Source organism: Roseovarius litorisediminis (assembly GCF_900172295.1).
GTDB classification, from domain to species: domain Bacteria; phylum Pseudomonadota; class Alphaproteobacteria; order Rhodobacterales; family Rhodobacteraceae; genus Roseovarius; species Roseovarius litorisediminis.
Genome location: NZ_FWFL01000003.1, coordinates 39,651 through 59,937, shown reverse-complemented (window position 1 = coordinate 59,937; position 20,287 = coordinate 39,651). Strand labels below are relative to the sequence as shown.

Annotated in this window: 16 protein-coding genes; 6 read left to right on the top strand and 10 right to left on the bottom strand. The window is 58.4% G+C overall.

Annotation, left to right across the window (positions count from 1 at the left end; translation table 11 throughout):
* Positions 1 to 3: 3 nt before the first annotated feature.
* Positions 4 to 507, bottom strand: a complete 504-nt coding sequence (locus PEL8287_RS06445; protein WP_306372180.1) for a rhodanese-like domain-containing protein — start codon at positions 505 to 507, stop codon at positions 4 to 6.
* Here PEL8287_RS06445 and mutL point away from each other — a divergent pair.
* Complete coding sequence (gene mutL / locus PEL8287_RS06440) at positions 499 to 2,346, top strand: DNA mismatch repair endonuclease MutL (protein ID WP_085891566.1); 1,848 nt, start codon at positions 499 to 501, stop codon at positions 2,344 to 2,346. The genes PEL8287_RS06445 and mutL overlap by 9 nt on opposite strands.
* The gene (locus tag PEL8287_RS06435) at positions 2,343 to 3,512 is read left to right on the top strand and encodes a DNA recombination protein RmuC (RefSeq protein WP_085891565.1); all 1,170 of its coding nucleotides are present in this window, start codon (positions 2,343 to 2,345) and stop codon (positions 3,510 to 3,512) included. The genes mutL and PEL8287_RS06435 overlap by 4 nt, the downstream gene beginning before the upstream one ends.
* A 111-nt stretch (positions 3,513 to 3,623) precedes the next feature.
* On the opposite strand, the gene PEL8287_RS06430 is transcribed toward PEL8287_RS06435, so the two are convergent.
* Positions 3,624 to 4,532, bottom strand: coding sequence for a LysR substrate-binding domain-containing protein (locus PEL8287_RS06430; protein ID WP_085891564.1), 909 nt, complete (start codon positions 4,530 to 4,532; stop codon positions 3,624 to 3,626).
* Between the two features lie 104 nt (positions 4,533 to 4,636).
* On the opposite strand from PEL8287_RS06430, the gene PEL8287_RS06425 reads away from it, so the two are divergent.
* Positions 4,637 to 5,089: a cupin domain-containing protein gene (locus PEL8287_RS06425; RefSeq protein WP_085891563.1), complete on the top strand. Its 453-nt coding sequence runs from the start codon at positions 4,637 to 4,639 to the stop codon at positions 5,087 to 5,089.
* Between the two features lie 155 nt (positions 5,090 to 5,244).
* Here the strand turns inward: PEL8287_RS06425 and PEL8287_RS06420 are convergent, their stop codons facing one another.
* From PEL8287_RS06420 to ilvD, 4 genes are all read right to left on the bottom strand, one after another.
* Positions 5,245 to 5,622 (bottom strand): hypothetical protein, encoded by a 378-nt coding sequence (locus PEL8287_RS06420; protein WP_085891562.1) that lies wholly within the window; start codon positions 5,620 to 5,622, stop codon positions 5,245 to 5,247.
* Between the two features lie 11 nt (positions 5,623 to 5,633).
* Positions 5,634 to 6,407, bottom strand: coding sequence for a DUF6478 family protein (locus PEL8287_RS06415; RefSeq protein ID WP_176228573.1), 774 nt, complete (start codon positions 6,405 to 6,407; stop codon positions 5,634 to 5,636).
* 141 nt (positions 6,408 to 6,548) lie between these two features.
* Positions 6,549 to 7,010 (bottom strand): hypothetical protein, encoded by a 462-nt coding sequence (locus PEL8287_RS06410; RefSeq protein ID WP_085891561.1) that lies wholly within the window; start codon positions 7,008 to 7,010, stop codon positions 6,549 to 6,551.
* 151 nt (positions 7,011 to 7,161) lie between these two features.
* Positions 7,162 to 8,889, bottom strand: coding sequence for a dihydroxy-acid dehydratase (ilvD, locus tag PEL8287_RS06405; protein WP_085891560.1), 1,728 nt, complete (start codon positions 8,887 to 8,889; stop codon positions 7,162 to 7,164).
* Between the two features lie 143 nt (positions 8,890 to 9,032).
* Here ilvD and PEL8287_RS06400 point away from each other — a divergent pair, with 143 nt between their 5' ends.
* The 3 genes from PEL8287_RS06400 to PEL8287_RS06390 are packed head-to-tail and all read left to right on the top strand — an operon-like array spanning position 9,033 to position 12,211.
* Entirely contained in the window at positions 9,033 to 9,920 is an 888-nt protein-coding gene (locus PEL8287_RS06400) for a CPBP family intramembrane glutamic endopeptidase (RefSeq protein ID WP_085891559.1), read from the top strand.
* A gap of 60 nt (positions 9,921 to 9,980) precedes the next feature.
* Complete coding sequence (gene accD / locus PEL8287_RS06395; RefSeq protein ID WP_085891939.1) at positions 9,981 to 10,940, top strand: acetyl-CoA carboxylase, carboxyltransferase subunit beta; 960 nt, start codon at positions 9,981 to 9,983, stop codon at positions 10,938 to 10,940.
* Positions 10,937 to 12,211, top strand: coding sequence for a bifunctional folylpolyglutamate synthase/dihydrofolate synthase (locus PEL8287_RS06390; RefSeq protein WP_085891558.1), 1,275 nt, complete (start codon positions 10,937 to 10,939; stop codon positions 12,209 to 12,211). Before accD ends, PEL8287_RS06390 begins: the two co-directional genes overlap by 4 nt.
* A gap of 330 nt (positions 12,212 to 12,541) precedes the next feature.
* Here the strand turns inward: PEL8287_RS06390 and PEL8287_RS06385 are convergent, their stop codons facing one another.
* Genes PEL8287_RS06385 through PEL8287_RS06370 form a run of 4 tightly spaced genes read right to left on the bottom strand, consistent with a single transcriptional unit; the run spans position 12,542 to position 20,204 of the window.
* A complete protein-coding gene (locus tag PEL8287_RS06385; RefSeq protein ID WP_085891557.1) occupies positions 12,542 to 13,855 on the bottom strand; it encodes an aspartate aminotransferase family protein in 1,314 nt (437 codons plus the stop codon).
* A gap of 15 nt (positions 13,856 to 13,870) precedes the next feature.
* A complete protein-coding gene (locus PEL8287_RS06380; protein ID WP_085891556.1) occupies positions 13,871 to 16,279 on the bottom strand; it encodes a GcvT family protein in 2,409 nt (802 codons plus the stop codon).
* A complete protein-coding gene (locus PEL8287_RS06375; RefSeq protein ID WP_085891555.1) occupies positions 16,276 to 18,675 on the bottom strand; it encodes a GcvT family protein in 2,400 nt (799 codons plus the stop codon). The genes PEL8287_RS06380 and PEL8287_RS06375 overlap by 4 nt, the downstream gene beginning before the upstream one ends.
* Positions 18,675 to 20,204 (bottom strand): trimethylamine methyltransferase family protein, encoded by a 1,530-nt coding sequence (locus tag PEL8287_RS06370; protein ID WP_085891554.1) that lies wholly within the window; start codon positions 20,202 to 20,204, stop codon positions 18,675 to 18,677. The genes PEL8287_RS06375 and PEL8287_RS06370 overlap by 1 nt, the downstream gene beginning before the upstream one ends.
* Between the last annotated feature and the right edge of the window lie 83 nt (positions 20,205 to 20,287).

Here is a 20,287-nt window from a genome sequence, read left to right as displayed (position 1 = left end):
AATTCAAGCCCCCGCATTTACTTTTTGCGGCGCCCCGGTTCCCAAATTCGTGCCGATATAGGGCAGCTTAGCCGCCTTCCACGCTGCGAATCCGCCTGCCATATGCGCGACTTTCGTGATGCCTGCAGCGATCGCCGCGCGTGCCACTTTTTCTGAACGGACGCCTGAACCGCAGTGGAAAACAATCTGTTTTTCGCTTTGGCCCGGCAATTTTTCGGCGTTGAAAAATGGCATGGGCAGCAACAGCGCACCCTCGATATGTTCAAAGCTGTATTCCTGCACGGTGCGCACGTCGATCAATACGATCCGGTTGGCCGCCCACGCGTCGGCAACCTCATCGATATCCCAAGTCTCAAAGACCGCACCATTGATGGTTTCGCTTTGCATTTCTGCCTCCGGGTTGCTCGAATCTATTCGCAAAATAATAGCGTCAACAATGTGCCGCCACCACAGCAATCCAGTGGCCGAATCGCGATGGATTGTGCTAAGTCTTGTGGCATGGCTCAAACGACCCCCCATATACGCGAAAATCGCCCGGTTATTCGCCAGCTGGATGAAGGCGCAATCAATCGTATTGCCGCAGGCGAAGTGGTCGAGCGCCCCGCCTCGGCAGTAAAGGAACTGGTGGAAAACGCACTTGATGCCGGCGCCCGAAGAATCGAAATTTGTTTCGCCGATGGGGGCAAAACCCTTGTTCGCGTCACCGATGATGGCTGTGGCATCGCACCCGACGATCTGCCGCTGGCATTGGCGCGACATGCGACGTCGAAAATCGATGGCAGCGACCTGCTGAACATCCACACCTTTGGCTTTCGCGGCGAGGCACTTCCGTCTCTGGGCGCAGTTGGGCGATTGACCATTGCCTCCCGTGTGCCCGAATTTGAGGCGACCGAGATTTCGGTCAATGGTGGGCAGGTAACCGCCCCCAAACCAACCGCGCTGAACGGCGGCACCATTGTCACCCTGCGTGACCTGTTTTTCGCCACACCAGCGCGGCTGAAATTCATGCGCACCGACCGGGCCGAGGCGCAGGCTATCACCGACACAGTCAAACGCCTTGCCATGGCCGAACCTTTTGTCGGCTTTACCCTGCGCGACGTATCGGGCGGCGGAGAGGGGCGTGTGACCTTCCGCGCCGATGCCGAAACAGGCGATCTTTTTGACGCACTTCACGGGCGACTGGCCCGCATTCTGGGCGCAGAATTCGCCGAAAATGCCCTGCGTATTGATGCCAGCCGCGAAGGTCTTCACATGACGGGCTATGCTGCCCTGCCGACCTATTCACGTGGCTCGGCGGTGGCACAATATCTTTTCGTCAATGGTCGGCCGGTGCGGGACAAGATGCTTTATGGCGCCTTGCGCGCCGCCTATCACGATTTTCTAAACCGCGACCGGCACCCGGCTGCAGCCCTTTTCATCAACTGCGATCCAACACTGGTGGATGTCAATGTACATCCTGCCAAATCCGAGGTCCGGTTTCGGGATCCGGGCCTGGCACGCGGGTTGATCGTGTCGGGCCTGCGCCATGCGTTGGCCGAGGCCGGGCATCGCGCCTCAACCACCGTCGCCGGGGCCACGCTTGGCGCTTTCCGGCCTGAACAGACTGGCGCTCGCGTCTACCAGATGGACCGCCCTTCGCCCACCGCCCGTGCCGCCAGCTATCAGGCGCAGGCCCCCGGCTTTGCCGATATGCAGGCGGCCTACAGCGCCCGGGTCGAACCGGTCGAGACTTGCCTGTCAGAACCGGAAGAGACGCCCCCCCAAGATCTGCCGCTTGGCGCAGCCCGCGCGCAGGTGCACGAGAATTATATCATCGCTCAGACGGCTGACGGCATGGTGATTGTCGATCAACACGCTGCACATGAGCGTCTGGTCTATGAAAAGCTCAAAACCCAGATGGCCAAAAACGGCGTGGCTGCACAGGCGCTTTTGATCCCCGAAATTGTCGAGATGTCCGAGGGTGACGCTGCGCGTCTGCTCGACCTGTCTGATGATCTGGGCCGTCTTGGCCTTGTCATCGAGGCCTTTGGCGGTGGCGCCATCGCTGTGCGCGAAACTCCGGCCATTCTGGGCCAGGTCAATGCCCGCGCCCTGGTTCTTGATATCCTTGATGAACTCGCCGATCAGGGTGATAGCCAGACCGTACGCAGCCAGATTGAGGCGATCCTGAGTCGCGTGGCCTGTCACGGTTCAATCCGCGCGGGCCGGCGCATGCGGGCCGATGAGATGAACGCACTGCTGCGCGAGATGGAGGCAACACCGCATTCAGGCCAGTGCAACCACGGGCGACCAACCTACGTTGAACTCAAGCTTGCCGATATCGAACGGCTTTTCGGGCGCACATGATCCAGATCGGCGAAAAAACCTATGCTTTTGACGACCCCCTCGTCATGACCGCCCTCGCCGGCGCCGCGATCGTGCTGCTGGTCCTGATCCTGCTGATCATTGCCGTTCGGGCCGCTGGCCGCTCGGCCCGGCTGGCTGAGCCGCTGTCACAGCAGATCGGCCAGATGGGCCTGCGCATTCAAAGCCTTGGTGACGGACAGCAACAACTGGCTGGTGGGCTTAACCATGTATCCGAGGCCCAGGCCGCTTCGCAGGCAAATATGCTGCGACTGATGGAAGAGCGGTTATCGACAGTTTCCGCACAGATGAACGAAAATCTGCATGGCTCTGCACGGCGCACAGCGCAGTCACTGGGCGATTTGCAACAACGTCTGATGGCCATCGACAAGGCGCAGGATAATATTACAAAACTCAGCGGCGATGTCCTGACATTGCAGGATATTCTGTCGAACAAACAAACCCGAGGGGCGTTTGGTGAAATCCAGCTGACCGATATCGTATCCAAGGCCCTGCCCGCCGATAGCTACAAGATGCAAGCCACGCTATCGAACGGCAAACGCGCCGATTGCCTGATCCATCTGCCCAATCCGCCGGGCCCGATCTGCATCGACAGCAAATTCCCGCTGGAAGCCTACGAGGCCCTGCGCAACGCCAAAACCGATTGGGAGCTGAACGAGGCCGCCAAATTCCTGCGTATCTCGGTCAGGAAACACATTCGCGATATATCCGAAAAATATATCCTTGACGGAGAAACCGCAGATGGCGCCCTGATGTTCCTGCCGTCCGAGGCGGTCTACGCCGAATTGCACGCCAACTTCCCCGAACTGGTACGCGACGGGTTTGCCGCGCGGGTCTGGATCGTCTCGCCCACCACCTGCATGGCCACGCTGCATACCATGCGTGCCATCCTGAAAGATTCGCGCATGCGCGAACAGGCCGGGGCCATCCGACGCGAGTTGGGCCTGCTTTTTGGCGATGTCGAGCGGCTAAGCGCGCGGGTGGAAAACCTTGACCGACATTTCAATCAGGCCTCCAAGGATATCTCGGACATCAAGATTTCTGCGGACAAGGCAGGTCGCCGGGCTCGTCGGCTGGACAATTTCGATTTTGAGGAACTCGCACCCGACACCGACCCGACGATCATCAAGCTGACAAAAGACAGCTAAGAGCCCATTCTGACCTATGATGCACGTCGAACGACCAGGAAAAAGTAACTTCCTAAACTGACATTACAGTTTGCTTCGCTTTAGACGCTTTTGAACAACGGTTAATAGGATTCAAGCCGCTCTCTTTTCTCCAGAATCTTGTAAAATCTGACTGAAGAGCCAGTCGCGGAATGCAAGTATTTTGGAATTTTTTGCTCGCCTCTTCTCATATGCCAGAGAATAGATTGTCCTCACGGGCGAACAGACATCGAAAATTTGCTTCAATTGACCTTCTTCTATGAGGTCATCAATAAGTTCTCTGTAGGAAAGAGCAATCCCCGCGCCGGCCAGCGCTGCGTTGGTGGACAATTCGCAATGCGAAAATTCCGGCCCGCCATCAGGGCATAAATTGGGTAATCCGACGGTATCAAACCACTCTTGCCATCCATCGGATGTCTCATCCCGAAAAAGCACATGGGATGTCAGGTTTTGTGGGTCTCTCAGTTCGGGGTGAGCCGCCAAATATGTAGCGCTACAAACGGGTGTTCGAGTTGAGGAAAAAAATGGTTCGATGACAGCGCCTTCGACAGGCTCGTCACCCCAATGGATAACTGCGTCCAAGTTACCTCCCCGAAAATTCGTAGGGGGAAGGCCCGTTTCGATTTTGATCTCTATATTTGGACAAGCTTGCATAAAGCTTGGCAATCTTGGGATAAGCCAGCGCTTTGCAAACCATTCGGTCATCTTGAGCCGCAATTGGCCTTGTGTCGTCTCACCGGTTATCTCACGCGTACTGGCCTCCAATTCGTCTAGAACCGGACTGACCCGATCAAGATATTGCTGGCCATCGGCGGTCAGCACCACAGTCTGCGCACCTCGTTTGAACAAAGGTCTATCCAGGTATGTTTCAAGCAGGCTGACTTGGTGACTGATCGCTGACGGTGTAACGCACAGCTCTTGGGACGCCGACTTGAAGCTACCTAGTCTAGCAGCAGCTTCAAACGCACGAAGCGCAGGAAAAGGGGGCAGTTTGCGTTTCATTAGGTGAATTCAATTCAACCTGGGTTGAATTCCTATCATTTGCAAAGATTTTGCCTGACACATTACCCTAATTTCCAGAAATCACAAAATTTGGAGCAAGGTTAATGCTAGGAGTCATTCGTAAAATCGTTCAAAAACGCAAACAATTCGATTTCGTTACAGCGTCGGCATTCTCAATCTGTGGTCTGGTGGCGGGGGTTGCTCTGGCACAGGTATCCGGCCCGACTGAACACAAAGGGCTTTCTGTCGAGAAACTGGGCGTGATCGATGAGGATATGCTGCGCAGGCAAACCGGGCTGGACGGATACTTTATGCAATTGCGCGCCATCACAATTGAGCCGGGCGGGCAAATCGCACAGCATTCACATGAGAAACGTCCCGGGCTTGTCAAAGTGATTTCCGGTGAATGGACCGAGGGCCGCCCGGATGGTGAAGCGACCTACAAGAGCGGTGGTACGGATGGGATTCTTGAGGACGGCGATACGGTGCACTGGTTTTACAATCGCGGGGATACATCGGCGACTGCAATTGTTTGCGACCTTACCTCAGCCAGCTAACCTGCTTGGCATCTAGCGATGTAAATGGCAATCGATTCTGTCGCAGGTCCTGTTGATGCTCGAAAAAGGGATAGCGTGGGGCCGATGCCGGATATTGGAAACTTAAAACCGAGGGGCTGAATTGTTCACAAAACCAGCAGCCTTGGTCAGCCACTCTACATCGTCTCCAGACAATGCCGCCGAAAGGCGCTTTTCAGCATATCCAGTTCTTCGCGCAGCAAGGTCACCTCGGCGCGGATATCATAGCTGAGCGCATCCCCGGACATCAGCGAGAAACTGTTCAGCGTCTCGCCGCTGCGCTTGTCATTGATCAGGAATGTCTGCACCCCATCCGCGATCAGCTTCGCGGGGATTGGCACCCGGACGACCCAAAGCCCCTGCTCGGCTTTTTCGGTCACCTGAACATCATTCAACGCCTCTTGCAGGTGTGTCACCTCGATATCCGGTTGATAGTTGCCATCGCCGTTACGGCTCAGGACGCCCTCCCAAACCCCTTCAAACAAGCGTGTTTTGGTCAGTGTAAGGTTACTCATGCATTGCTCCGTCAAAGCTCGGCCCTTGGGCGGCGGCTAAAGGTAAGATCCCGCAGGATGACCTGACTCATCGCCGGGTCTTTAAATATCAGGTCAACCCAGGCCTTCTCGATGCGTTTTTCATGGATGTGGCTGTAAGCCAAATCGAATTCGACCATGCTACCGTCTTGGCGCAGGGGCAATTCGCGTACGATCTGTTCGGTGTTAGGCCCATTTTTGATATTCAACCGCGCAAAAATTTCCAGTGGCTTTTCCATTTCAACAATCGTGTCCATTCGGATCAGGTGCCGTTTGAGCATTCCTTCGATCACGTCACCCGGCAAATCCAGCACCAGCGACAGAAATGAACCATCAAAGTTGAAAACTTCCATGCGCAAGCCGTAGGGCGCCAGATCGGCCTCGCGATTGTTCCTGATTTGCCGCAGGGTCAGCTCGGACTGGGTACAGTCATGAAACACCGTGACGTCTCTGCCCAGCCCGGCTTTTTGTTCAACCCGGGAAAGGCCCGGCACTGCCAGCGGCTCTCGCCAGAGGGCGGGTCGCCACGACCAATCCGTTCCATGGGGTTTGGGAAATGCGGTTGAACCGATCATTGGCAGCGCCAGCCTGTTGTCTGCGATCGATATGACTTCGTTCAATGACTGCCGCAGCCTGCGGGCGCGAGCGCGTTCTTCGCGCAACCGCGCATAACTCATCATCGGGGCGTTTCGGGCTGCCTTTTTCCACCGGCGCAAAGCACGCTGATGAATAAACCAATCAAAGAACGATTTACGTAGTTTTACCACTTCGGATCCATCTTGTGCCTACTCCGCTCCATCCTACCCGACCTCGCCCTTGCAATGCATTACCTGATTTTAACGAACAATCCATCCTGTGACGCAGTTCGAATTTTCAGGCGCCCGTGATGTGGCAAGCGAGCGTCTAGGTCACTGGCTGGCGCTGCGCATCGCGCTCTTGGCGTGCAGGGTCTTTGCCAAGTCCGAAACCATGCGTTTGCCATGCTTTCCTGTCAAAATGCTGCCTTTGGGGGCGTATAGCGCCAAGCCGATCAGATGATCGTTTACGACCAGGTAACCGCGCCAGTGGCTTGGGTCCCCTCCGGGTACAGCTGCGTCTCCGCCTTTTGCCAGCCGAACCAGAGAAAAATGTTCGTTGTCCACCTTCTGAACCGGTAGGCTTGGCGCCATTGCCGTGGCAAGCTCGGCCGCTGTAGGCGGGTTGACGTCCGCCTCGGCAGGCAGCACCGCCACGGTTATCACCGCAAGCGGAACACGTGCAGAAGGCGCCGCACTCAGATTGGCACAACTGGCCATCAGGACAAAACTACCCTGCGCGCTCTGCCGCAAGCTACTGCGATCCAGGCAGTAGCCTTGGGGGGCGCTCACCATGACATCTCCGGCAAACAGGGACACGGATTTCAGGGGTGGGTCTTCATTAGGTCGTAACTCAAGGCCCCCTGTGCTCTTGATACAAGCCCCGACTGGCAGAAAAATCGCTAGAAAAAAGGCCCGGCAGACAATCTTCCAGGCCCTTTTCTTGTCAGATATCCATGTAGACATGGCGCTCGGCCTTGCCCCCAGGATGGGTTACCGCGCCTTTGTAGGTCTCTCCCACCAGCTGTGCGTATTTCCACAGCGCGCCACTGGCATAAATCGTCTCGCGCGGACCGGCCCAGTTTTCCTTGCGCTTGGCCAGCTCGGCATCGCTCAGATCAACGCTGATCTCGCCTTTGATCGCGTCAATGGTGATCATGTCGCCATTCTGCAACATTGCGATCGGGCCACCGTGCGCAGCCTCGGGGCCCACGTGACCGACACAGAAACCGCGTGTCGCGCCTGAGAACCGGCCGTCGGTGATCAGCGCCACCTTCTTGCCCATGCCCTGACCGGAAAGCGCCGCTGTGGTTGCCAGCATCTCACGCATACCAGGGCCGCCAGCCGGTCCCTCATTACGAATGACCAGCACCTCACCTTCCTTGTACGTGCGCGCCTGTACAGCAGCAAAGGCATCCTCTTCGCATTCAAAGACGCGGGCCGGCCCACTAAAGACCTGCTGTTCCTCGGTCATGCCGGCAACCTTCACAATCGCACCACCCGGTGCCAAATTGCCTTTCAGGCCAACAACACCACCGGATTTGCTAAGCGGCTTTTCAATAGGATAGATCACCCGGCCGTCAGCCTCGTGCGTGATCTTGTCCAGCGCCTCGCCAATCGAAGTGCCATCGGCAGTCATGCAATCTTCGTGCAGAAGCCCTGCTTTGCGAAGCTCTTTCATTACCACCGGTACGCCGCCGACCTCATACAGGTCTTTGGCCACGAACTGTCCGCCCGGCTTCAGATCAACGAAATAGGGGGTGTCGCGGAAAATCTCACAGACATCATCAAGGAAGAAATCAATCCCCGCCTCGTGGGCGATCGCCGGCAGGTGCAGACCAGCGTTGGTGGAGCCGCCGGTGCAGGCCACGACGCGCGCGGCATTTTCCAGCGACTTCAGCGTCACGACGTCACGCGCGCGGATATTTTTCTCCAGCAAGTTCATTACCGCCCGGCCCGAGGCCTCGGCGTATTGGTCGCGGCTCTCGTAGGGGGCCGGTGCGCCCGAACTGTTCATCAGTGCCAGACCGATTGCCTCGGACACACAGGCCATGGTGTTGGCGGTGAACTGGCCACCACAGGCGCCCGCCGACGGGCATGCCACCGCTTCAAGCTTTTCCAGCTCGCAGGTGCTCAGATTACCTGCCTGATGCTGGCCCACGGCTTCGAACACGTCCTGTACGGTGACATCTTTGCCATCCAGACGGCCCGGCAGAATCGATCCGCCATAGAGGAACACCGACGGCACATTCAACCGTACCATCGCCATCATCATCCCCGGCAGAGATTTGTCACAGCCCGCCAGACCTACAAGCGCATCATAGCAATGGCCGCGCATTGTAAGTTCCACGGTGTCGGCAATCGCCTCGCGGCTGGCCAACGACGACCGCATGCCTTCATGCCCCATGGCAATCCCATCGGTCACTGTGATGGTGGTAAATTCACGCGGTGTGCCGTGCGCTTCTTTCACGCCCATCTTAGCTGCTTGTGCTTGCCGACTCAGCGCGATGTTACACGGCGCCGCCTCGTTCCAGCAGGTGGCAACACCCACAAGTGGTTGATGAATCTCTGTCTCGCTCATACCCATGGCATAGTAGTACGACCGGTGCGGCGCCCGTGCGGGGCCTTCGGTTACGTAGCGGCTGGGTAGTTTGGCTTTGTCGAATTTGGTCATAAGGGGCCTCCCGAAAACTGTCTTCAACGGTCTAGGACACAGGCGCGCCCTCGGCAAGCCGGTTCCGCGCAACGTTAAACAAAGCTGCAGGCGACAACACGTCGATGATTGCACCCCGTTGACAGCCCGGATAGCGTCGGGTCATGCGATATGACGCCTATGAAACACTGGTCGCCCCGGCCCGCCCCTCGTCAGACCCGTTTCGCCTGCTGGCGGGAATGGGCCTGACAGCTGTTTTGTTTCTTTTCTTCAGCCATATCTACTCGACCCTCCATCAGGGCCTGCTCTCCCCGACCGAGTGGGAAGCCCTGTCTGCCGACCTGCAAACCGGTTCGACCCCGGTTTCTGCCCTTATCAATCTGTATCTGTTTGGACTTATGATACTGGCGCTGTGGGCGGCCCTGCTGCTGGTGCACGGGCGGGGCATGACCAGCCTGATAGGCCCGTTGCCGCAAACCGTTTTCCAGTTCAAACGCTGTGTGTTTGCCATTCTGGCGCTCTATGTTGTGGTATCGGTTTTACCATCGCCGGGTGGCGGAGAGATTTCTGAAAACCTACCTTTCGACAGCTGGCTGAAATTTCTGCCGCTAGCACTCTGTGGCCTGTTGGTTCAAACAGCCACCGAAGAGTTGGTGTTTCGGGGCTATCTGCAAAGCCAGCTTGCGGCGCGGTTTCCGCATCCTGCGGTCTGGATCGGCATTCCAACGATCGTTTTTGCCCTGCTGCACTACGATTCCCAGGTAGGTGGCGCCAACGCCTGGCTGATCGTGATCTGGGCTGGAGCATTCGGGCTTGCTGCAGCCGATCTTACGGCCCGTTCGGGTACTTTGGGGCCCGCTATCGCCTTGCATTTGGTCAACAATTTCAGTGCCATTCTCATCGCAGCCCCCGAGGGAAATTTCGACGGGTTGACCCTATACACCTATCCATTCTCGCTCGATGACACCGCCGCACTTCGCGCCTGGCTACCGGTAGATCTGATGATACTGCTCTGCAGTTGGCTGGCCGCAAGACTTGCCCTGCGACGCTGATTGCAATTCCTGTCGCGGGCCATTATTTCAGGGCGGCAAGGCAATAAGGGATCGGACCCGATGAACTGGATCACCAACTATGTACGACCGCGGATCAATTCGATCTTTTCGCGGCGCGAAATCCCTGAAAACCTTTGGTCTAAATGCGATGAATGCGGCACCATGCTATTTCACCGCGAACTCAGCGAAAACCTGAATGTCTGCACCGGCTGCGGCCACCACATGGCAATTACCCCGCGCGAACGCTTTTCCGCTTTGTTCGATGGCGGGATTTTTGCCGAAGTTGACGTGCCCGTCCCCCCCACCGACCCGCTGCACTTCCGAGACCAGAAAAAATACCCCGATCGGATGAAGGCCGCGCAGAAAGCCACGAACGAAAAAGAAGCGATGCTTGTCGTGACCGGTGAAATGGGCCGCACACCCGTCGTTGCCGCAGCACAGGATTTCAGCTTCATGGCTGGCTCGATGGGCATGTATGTGGGCAATGCCATCATTGCGGCCGCACAAGAGGCGGTAAAACTCAAACGCCCGCTGATCCTGTTTTCCGCCGCCGGTGGCGCGCGTATGCAAGAGGGTATTCTAAGCCTCATGCAGATGCCTCGCACAACCGTTGCCGTTCAGATGCTGAAAGAGGCAGGTCTGCCCTACATCGTCGTACTGACCCACCCCACGACAGGCGGCGTTACCGCATCTTATGCAATGCTCGGTGACGTGCATATCGCCGAACCCAATGCGCTGATATGCTTTGCCGGGCCCCGTGTGATCGAACAGACGATCCGCGAAAAACTGCCTGACGGTTTCCAGCGCGCTGAATATCTGCTGGACCACGGCATGCTGGACCGCGTTACCGCACGCCCGCAGATGCGGGACGAGTTGATTACGATCATCCGCATGCTTCTGAAACTGCCACCCGCGGTCAAAGGCGATTTACCCGCCCCCGACACCAAAGATGCAACGCAGCCGGAAACGGCAAAGGGGAAGCCCGCTGATAAAGCCACCGAAAAGTCAGCCAAGAAATGACCGCCCCCACATCGGACATCATCCTTGAACGGATGATGGCGCTACACCCCAAGATTATCGATCTGACGCTTGATCGGGTCTGGCGTCTGCTGGACGCACTTGGAAACCCCCAAAACAATCTGCCTCCGGTAATTCACATCGCAGGCACCAATGGCAAGGGCTCTACCCAGGCAATGGTCCGCGCGGGGCTTGAAGCGGCAGGCAAGTCTGTGCACGCTTACACCTCGCCGCATCTGGCACGGTTTCACGAACGTATCCGCCTTGCAGGCACGCTGATCAGTGAAGCCGATCTGACTGCCGCGCTTGATGAATGCTATGCGGCCAATGACGGTGGCAACATCACCTATTTCGAAATCACCACCTGCGCGGCCCTTCTGGCCATGTCCCGTACTCCTGCGGACTTCACCTTGCTAGAGGTCGGCCTTGGCGGGCGTCTGGATGCCACCAACGTGATTGAAAAGCCGGCACTTACCATCCTGACACCGATCTCAATAGACCACGAACAATATCTGGGCGACACGCTGGCCAAGATTGCCACCGAAAAGGCCGGGATACTCAAACGCGGCGTGCCCTGCGTCGTCGGTCCGCAGCCCGACGAGGCGATGCAGGTGATCGAGGCGACAGCCAAACGTCTTGGCGCGCCGTTAATCGCCCAGGGTCAGCAGTGGCATGTCCACGAAGAACGCGGACGCCTGATCTTTCAGGATGAGGCAGGCTTGCGCGATCTGCCCCTGCCCAACCTGCCCGGTGCCCATCAGATCGACAACGCAGGAGCCGCACTGGCGGCGTTGCGTCACCTTCAAATGGGTGATGCGGCTTACGAGGGTGCTGTCACTTCGGCCCACTGGCCCGCCCGCATGCAGCGCCTGCAAAACGGCCCGATTGTTGACACCGCGCCCCAGGCCGAAATCTGGCTTGACGGTGGCCACAATGCCGCGGCAGGACAGGCGCTTGGCCGCTATCTGGCGGGTCTTCCGGCGCGTCCCACGCATCTGGTCTGCGGAATGCTGAATACCAAAGACGTTACCGGCTTTCTGGCGCCACTGGCCCGGCAGGCCGACAGCCTGACCGCCATTTCGATACCGGGGGAAACGAATACACTGCCCGCTGAAGCCACGGCTGAAGCGGCCCGCGCTGTTGGGCTGGCCACGTCAACGGCCGCGTCAGCCCTGCAAGCCGTCGCTGAAATTGCAGCACAGGACCCCAAGGCCAGAATTCTGATCTGCGGTTCTTTGTATCTGGCTGGGGTAATTCTGCGATCAAACGGCTAAGACCGTACACCCAAGGTTCTTCAAAAATTTGATGTGAATTGACGAAGCATCAGACCTCGTTGGGTTGATTTTCTGCCTTTTTCGAATCACCCGGCATAAAAACTGCCAATTTGACGCTTTTGCGAATCACTTCTTGTTGACCGATTCGCATGGATCACACTATATGTGGACACAACAGCTAAACGCACAGGCATTTCAGCAACTCAAGGTTATTCGAAGACACCAGGCAGGAACGAATGAGGGGCCGGTTCAACGGCCCCCTTTCTTTTTTTTGGCAGGATTATTTCTCGGGTGACGATTTCGCCGGCTTCGAAGAATGTCAATATGCGGCTATAGCGCAGAAAATGCCCGCTCCAGCCCTTCTGCGACGTCCACCACATCTTCACGTGTCAAACACATCGGTGGCACCATGCGCAGGCAGGATTGATAGGCGCCTGATTTCGACAAAATCAGCCCCTGCTTGCGGCATTCTTCAAATACAGCAGCGGTAACATCACGATCCGGCTCTTTGGTTTTGCGGTCCTTGACCATCTCGATGGCCAGCATAAGGCCGCGCCCGCGCACGTCACCGATGACCGGATATTTGGCCTTCAAATCGTGCAGATGTCCAAGCAGAGCAGCCCCGACTTCGCGTGCATTTTCTTGTGTGTTCTCTTCCCGAATGACCTGCAACACTGCGCGCCCGGCGGCGCAGTTGGTAGGATTGGCACCATAGGTGTGGAACATGAACTTTTCCGCCATCGGTGCGGCAATCTCTTTGCGCGCGACAACCGCCCCCAACGGAAACCCGTTGCCGATACCCTTGGCCATCACAACGATATCCGGCACCAGATTGTCGGCCTGAAATCCCCACATGTGATCACCCGTGCGGCCAAAGCCCGACTGCACCTCATCCGCGATATAAAGCCCCCCCGCCGCGCGTACCCTTTCTGCCGCGCCGGACATGTAACCAGGTGGCATCTCGATCACCCCGCCGTAGCCCTGCACACTTTCAACCAATATGCCTGCCAGCTGGCCGGTGGTCGAGGTGGCAATCACCCGCTCAATCTCGTCCAGATAAGGGGCCGCCCCGGCGTTTTCTCCGAATATACCACGATACTGGTTGGGCTCGGCCACAAAGGCCACATTACCCGGCATACCCGGATGCCGCCAGCTGCTGATCCCCGTCACCGATTGTGCGGCCGCCGTGGGTCCGTGATAGGCTGTACGCAGCGCCAGAAGATCAAGGTTGCCGGTAAAGGTTCGCGCCATGGTCATCGCCAGATCGATCGCTTCGGCGCCTGAGTTGGTAAAGTGCACAACCCAGTCGTGGCCCTTGGGCATCGTCGCGGCCAGTTCCTCGGCCAGATGGGCGGGGGTGGGGTGGTAAAACATTGTTGTGCAATGGGTCAGTTCCTGCGCCTGCGCCATCGCGGCGGCCACAACCCTGGGATGGGAATGCCCGACCGAAATGCAGACATTCATCCCCAGAAGGTCGATATATTTTCGGCCCTCCGGGTCCCACAGGTATTGCATTGACCCGCGTTTAAAGACCATCGGCGCGGCAAACGGCACGAATTTCTTTTGCGAAGCCGCATAATAGGTATCACGCCGCTTTGCCGTCGCCTCGATCGACCAGTCAGTTGTCAGGCTCGTATCTGTCATATCGTGTCCTTCGCATCAGGATTTCAGTCTTACATTGTCAGGATCATAGGGGGCAGCATCCAGAATATTCGCCTTGCGGACCTGCCCCAGAATCCGCAGCGCCAAGCCTGTGCGCACCGTTTTATCCCGCAGGTACGCCAATGCCAGCACCTTGCCCGTTCGTGGCCCGTAAGCCCCGGATGTCACTATGCCAACAGGCCTTTGGCCCTGAAAAACAGGGTGAGAATAAAACGGGTCAATCGCGCCTGCCTCAACTTCCAGCAGAACCATATCCCAGGCCTTGTCCCCTTGCCGCGCCAGCATCGCCGCGCCTCCGGTGAAATCACGCGCAGCATGATGCACCAGATTGCCAAGCCCGCTTTCGGTCAGCGTGCGTTCGGTGGTCAGATCGCTGCCCCAGGCACGATAGCCCTTTTCCAACCGCATCGCATTGGCGGCATAGGCGCCATAAAACCCTACACCAAAGGGCTTTCCCGCCTCTTCCAGTGCCGTGAAAAGGTGAACTGCGTGCGCCCGGGGCACATGCAGTTCCCAACCCAGTTCCCCGACATAAGACACCCGCAAGGCCCTGACCGGCACGCCTGCCACGTCAATCTCTCGTACGCTCAGCCAGGGAAATTCGGACTGCAAATCCGCCTCAGTCAACGTTTCCAGGATTTGCCTTGCCTTAGGCCCCATCAGACCGATCACCGCCAGGTCGTCGGTCCGATTCGATAGGTCAACGTCAAAGCCCTGCGCATGAACGCGCAAAACATCGTAATCAATCTCTTCCGCTGCGGCGGCCGAAGTCAGATAGGCAAAGGTCTCGTTCACCATCGCCACCGTGAATTCAGATAACACTCCGCCAGCAGGGGTCAGGGCATGGGTCAAACCGATCCGCCCTTCTGCCGGGGCGCGGTTGGCGCCAAGGCTATCTAAAAATTCACGGGTGTCCGGCCCGGTGACTTCAAATTTGGAAAACACCGACAGATCCGAAAGCGCGGCAGCTTCACTTACCTTAAGGCATTCGCGCGCCACAGGCTCAAACCAGTTGGCCCGGCGGAACGTTTCATCCGCGACAACACCGGAAGTATCGGAAAACCAGTTAGGCCGCTCCCAGCCATGGACCGCCCCCATCACCGCACCACGCGCGATCATCAGATCATGCAGGGGCGACAGGCGCAGCCCCCGCCCGGCGGGCCGTTCCTCATGCGGATAATGGACGCCAAACTGCAAGCCGAAACATTCCACCGCCTTGGCCACGCGAAAATCACGATCTGCCCACCGCCCAAACCTCCGGCTGTCCACTGCCAGCGCATCCATTGGTGGCGCGCCATGGGTCATCCAATGGGCCAAAAACCAACCGGCCCCGCCACCTTCCATCACGCCCATCGAAGACCCGGTCAATAACCATGCATCCTCAACCCCATGCGCCGGGCCGATCAAAGGATTGGCATCGGGCGTAAAGGTAATCGGCCCGTTGATCACCGATTTCACTCCGCCATTTGCCAGCGTAGGTATGCGGGCCATCGCCGCTTCGATGATATGTTCAACCCGGTCCAGATCCGGCGGCATCAGATCAGCCCCAAACTCTGGCGGTACGCCATCCACCGACCAGACCTGCGCGTCCTTCTCATAGGGCCCAAGTATCAGTCCCTCGCGTTCCTGCCGTACATACCAACTTTCTTCAGGGTCACGGATGATCGGCAACTCAGGTGCGCCCGCCACGATACGTTCGGCCACACCCGGCACCGTGTCGGTCACCAGATACTGATGCAACACCGGCACCGAGGGCACGTTGATGCCCATCATCCGGCCAATCTCATACCCCCATGTGCCGGCGGCGTTGACGATATGGCAGGCCCGGAAGGTTTCTTTGGGTGTCTCAACCAGCCATTTTCCGGCCTCACGCCGGATGGCCTGCACCGGGCTGTAACGTCGGATCACACCACCACCCTGAACCGCCACCTGCGCCATCGCAGTGGTGGCCAGGGTCGGGTCGACGTGACCGTCGTCGGGCTCGAATATACCGCCCAGCAGCCCCTCTATCTGCGCCAGCGGGTGCAGCTCGGCCACCCGTTCAGGCGTCAGAATTTCCAGTGGATAGCCGGTAAACGCCGACAGACCAGCCACATGCGCAAACTCGTCCATCCTGTCAGGGTTGCGCGTGATCCGCATCGCACCGCAGGCATGGAAGCCACACTCCTGTCCTGTCTGGGCTGGCAGAATATCCCGGTACAGGCGGACAGATGTGGCGCGTAACTCCTGTATCGTCGGGTTATGGGCAAAATGCGTGCATAGCCCCGCCGCGTGCCAGGTTGATCCATGGGTCAGGTCATTCTTTTCCAGCAATACCACATCGCGCCACCCGGCCTTAACCAGATGATACAGCAGCGACACGCCCATCACCCCACCGCCGACAATGACCACCTGTGCATCTGTCATGCGCGCATCCTTTCGCCTTTTGCATCAAACGGTGGCGCCATCAGCGCCTTGGCCGCGTACCTTTGGCCCGCAACTTCGATCTCGAAGTTTCTTTTGCACGTCGCAGCCAATGTTTCTCCGGCCACCACCTCAATCAGCCCAAGCGCCAGTGTCAAACCGGTTCGCGCCCCGCGCCCGCCCGAGGTTGTCAGGCCAACCACACCGCCATTTTCATAGATCAGCTCATCATGCAGGATCAAAGGCCCGCCTGCGACGTCAAAAAGACAGATCCGCTGCGTCAGCCCCTTGGCCTTTTGTCGCTCCAGCGCCGGTTTTCCGGTAAACGCCTTGTTCCAGTCGACCACAAAGCCAAGCCCGGCCTCAAGCGGTGTGATCTCGGGGCCAAGGTCATGGCCCCAGTGCCGAAATCCTTTTTCAATCCGGCAACCTTCAAGCGCGTAGTGTCCCATAGGCCGTGCGCCTGTCTCAATCAGGCTGTCGAAAACCACTCCGGCGCCCTCCGAAGGGATGGAAAGCTCCCAGCCCATCTCGCCGACAAAACTCATCCGTGTGGCCCGACACCCCTGCCCTGCCACCCTAACATCCCGGCAGGTGGAAAATTCAAACCCGGCCCAATTCGCGTCCGACAGACGTGCCAAAAGTTCACGCGAACCAGCGCCCATGACCCCGATCACAGCTTCGTCTTCGGTGACATCGTCAACGGTCACATTCCATGGTTTTGCCCGCCGCCGTAAAAGCGCCATGTCGCGCCAGCGTGTGGCCGCCCCCGAGGTGATGCGGAACCATGTGGGCGCCAGCCGCGTCACGGTTACATCCGCCTCGATCCCGCCCGTTTCATTCAGGACCATCGTATATGTGGCCCGGCCAATCGCCCGATCCATGCCGGCACAGCAAAGCATTTCAAGGAATGACAGGGCGTCCGGCCCACTGACATCGAACTTGCCAAAAGGCGACAGATCCAGCAGCGCCGTACCATCAGCCATCACCGCCGCCTCGCGGGCCGCAATCGGCCACCATGGCTGTGGCCCGATCGAATAGGGCAGATCACGTTCGGATCTGGAGCTGGCATACCACAACCCGCGCTCCCATCCGGCGGTCAGGCCAAAGACAGCGCCCTGCGCTGCCCACTTGTGGTGCAGGACCGAGCATCGCAATCCACGCCCGGCGCGGGGTTGTTTGAACGGCCAATGCAAAGCAAACAGATCCGCCACCGCCTCGTCCATCCGCGCAGCCATATGGGCCGTGCCGGATGCCGCGGGATCAGCCCGCGCGACATCCACCTCCCACAGATCCATTGGCGCCACCCCATCCACCATCCAATCGGCCAGCGCCCGTCCGATACCGGCCGAAGACATGATCCCGACCGAGTTCATCCCCGCCGCCACATAAAGCCCGTCCACGTCGGGCGCCTGCCCCACCAACGGTCGCGTGTCATGGGTGAAACTCTCAGGCCCGTTCATGAAATGTTGAATGCCAACGTTTTCCAGTGCCGGCATCAGGGCCAGTGCGGCCTCCATGAACGGGGTGAACTGATCCCAGTCTTCGGGCAATTCCAGAAACGGGCGGCTGCCCTCGGGGCCAAAGGCATTCCAGCATTTGGCATGGGGTTCAAACCCGCCAATGACCAGCTTGCCCGCGTCGCCTTTTATATAAATGCCGGTATCCAGATCGCGCAGCACCGGAAAGGGATCGGGCAGGCCAGGAATTGGCGCGGTCACGACGTACATATGCTCAACCGCCTGCAATGGCAGCGCCACACCCAGACCATCGGCCAACGGCTTGGACCAGGCCCCGGCACAAAGCGCCACGCTGTCTGCCTCGATCACCTCACCATCTGCCAGACGAACCCCGGTTACATGGCGTCCCCGGGCCAGAACATCCAAGACCTCAACCCCTTCGCGCATCTCGATCCCGCCGCGGCGGGCCGAGCGGGCATAGGCCATACACAGATCCACGGGGTTCACGTTGGCATCCTCGGCCACAGACATAGCCCCCACATGGGCAGACAGGTCCAGGTTCAGCCCTGGCACCGCGACCGAACCGGGGGGCAAGATCTGCGCATCCAACCCAAAATGCCGCCCAAGTGCCGCAATCCGGTGCAATTCATCCATCCGCTCGGGCACCCGAGCCAGCCAGTAGCCACCGGTACGCCTGTAGCCTGTGCTCATCCCGGTCTCGGCCTCAAGTCGGGGAAACATTTCCAGCGCATACATCGCCAGCCGGGTCATGTTGGGTGTGGCGCGCAGTGGCCCGACTATTCCCGCCGCGTGCCAACTGGTACCGCTGGTCAGCTGGTTGCGTTCCAGCAGCAGCACATCTTTCGTCCCGCGTGCCGCCAGATGATAGGCAACGCTCAGCCCGACAGCCCCTCCGCCGATGATCACGGTGCGTCCCATCAGAAATAATCCATGTCCGGTTTCTCGGCTTTTCGTCGCGCGATGTAGCCGCGAAGTTCTTCATCAATAGCAGGGTCCAGTCCAGGGTCTTCATAGGCGCTCAAATGCGACTTCCATAACGCATTGGCCCTCTGACCCGAGTCCAGCCGCCCTGCAGCCTCCCAGTGTTCATAGGCGTTGTTGTCGGGCGTCTCGGCCCGGAAAAGTGCAGACATGAAATTATCCTGTGTATGCTCCGAGCCCAGAAAATGCTGGCCCGGGCCGGTGGCTGCAATCGCGGCCATGGCCTGGGCATTCTCACTCAGGTCAATGCCTTCAAAGAAACGCCCCAGCTTGCCGCACAGATCGGCATCAATCATCGTTTTCTCAAAACTCGTGACCAGACCGCCCTCCAGCCAGCCGGTGGCATGGTTGATCACATTTGCCCCGGCAAACATCGCCATCATCAAGCCCCAGGTTCCTTCCTGCTGGCTTTGGGCGTCAGGTAATTTCGAAGCCGACAACGTGCCAACTGTGTGCAAAGGCACCCCTAATCGGCGTGCTAACTGCCCGGCGGCCAACACCATCTGCCCCGCCTCGGGCGTACCAAATGTGGGTGCGCCCGTCTGCATCGACATAGTCGAGGCGAACGACCCCATCAGGCAGGGTGCCCCGGGATTGATCAACTGCACCAGCGCCAGGCTCGCCATCGCCTCGGCCAGAACCTGCGCCAATGTTCCGGCCACGGTGCAGGGGCTCATTGCACCGGTCAAAACCCAGGGCGTACAAGCCACCGGCTGCCCGGCCCGCGCATAGGTTTTCAGTGCGCCGGACATATGGGCATCCATCACCAGCGGCGCGTTGGTGTTAGACACACAATACAGAACCGCGTTGTCCGCGACATGATCCTTGCCAAACACAATCCTAGCCATGTCCAGTGCATGCCCGGCCCGCTCGGCCCCGATAAAGGCGCCCATAAACGGCCGGTCGGACCAACGGATGTGGGCATAAAGCATATCCAGATGACGCTTGTTGGCGGGCAGGTCCACCGGTTCACACACCACGCCGCCAGAATGGTGCAGCCATGGGATGGTCTGGTGCAGTTTCACCAGCCGCTCAAAATCGGTATAGGTCGCGTAACGCCGCCCACCGTCCAGATCATGCACAAACGGCGGCCCCCATGACGGGCATAGCACCGTCGCATCTCCGCCCATCTGCACAGCGTTGGCAGGATTTCGGGCGTTCTGGATGAACGTTGCGGGCGCTGTTGCCTGAATGGTTTGGCGGCAAAAACCCGGCTCGAACCGTACTCTCGTGTCCTGCACGTCACACCCGGCATTGTGGAAAATCCGCAAAATCTCGGGGTCGTCGTGAAATTCCATTCCTGTTTGATTGAGGATACGATCCGCGTTTTCCTCAATCAGGCAAAGCCCCTCTTCACTCAGGGCATTAAGTGTCCCGATCTGTCGCAGGATATAAGGCGCCCGCCGCTGCACGTTCTTACGGGCTACCCCCCGCCGCCTGCCAGTTCTGATCCTTGCATCAACCACCTGCCCGGGCCCTCCTTGCGCCGACTCTGCGCGCTTTGGACCGTTGCAATCAATTGATAGATCGCATCATAAGTATTTCTAAT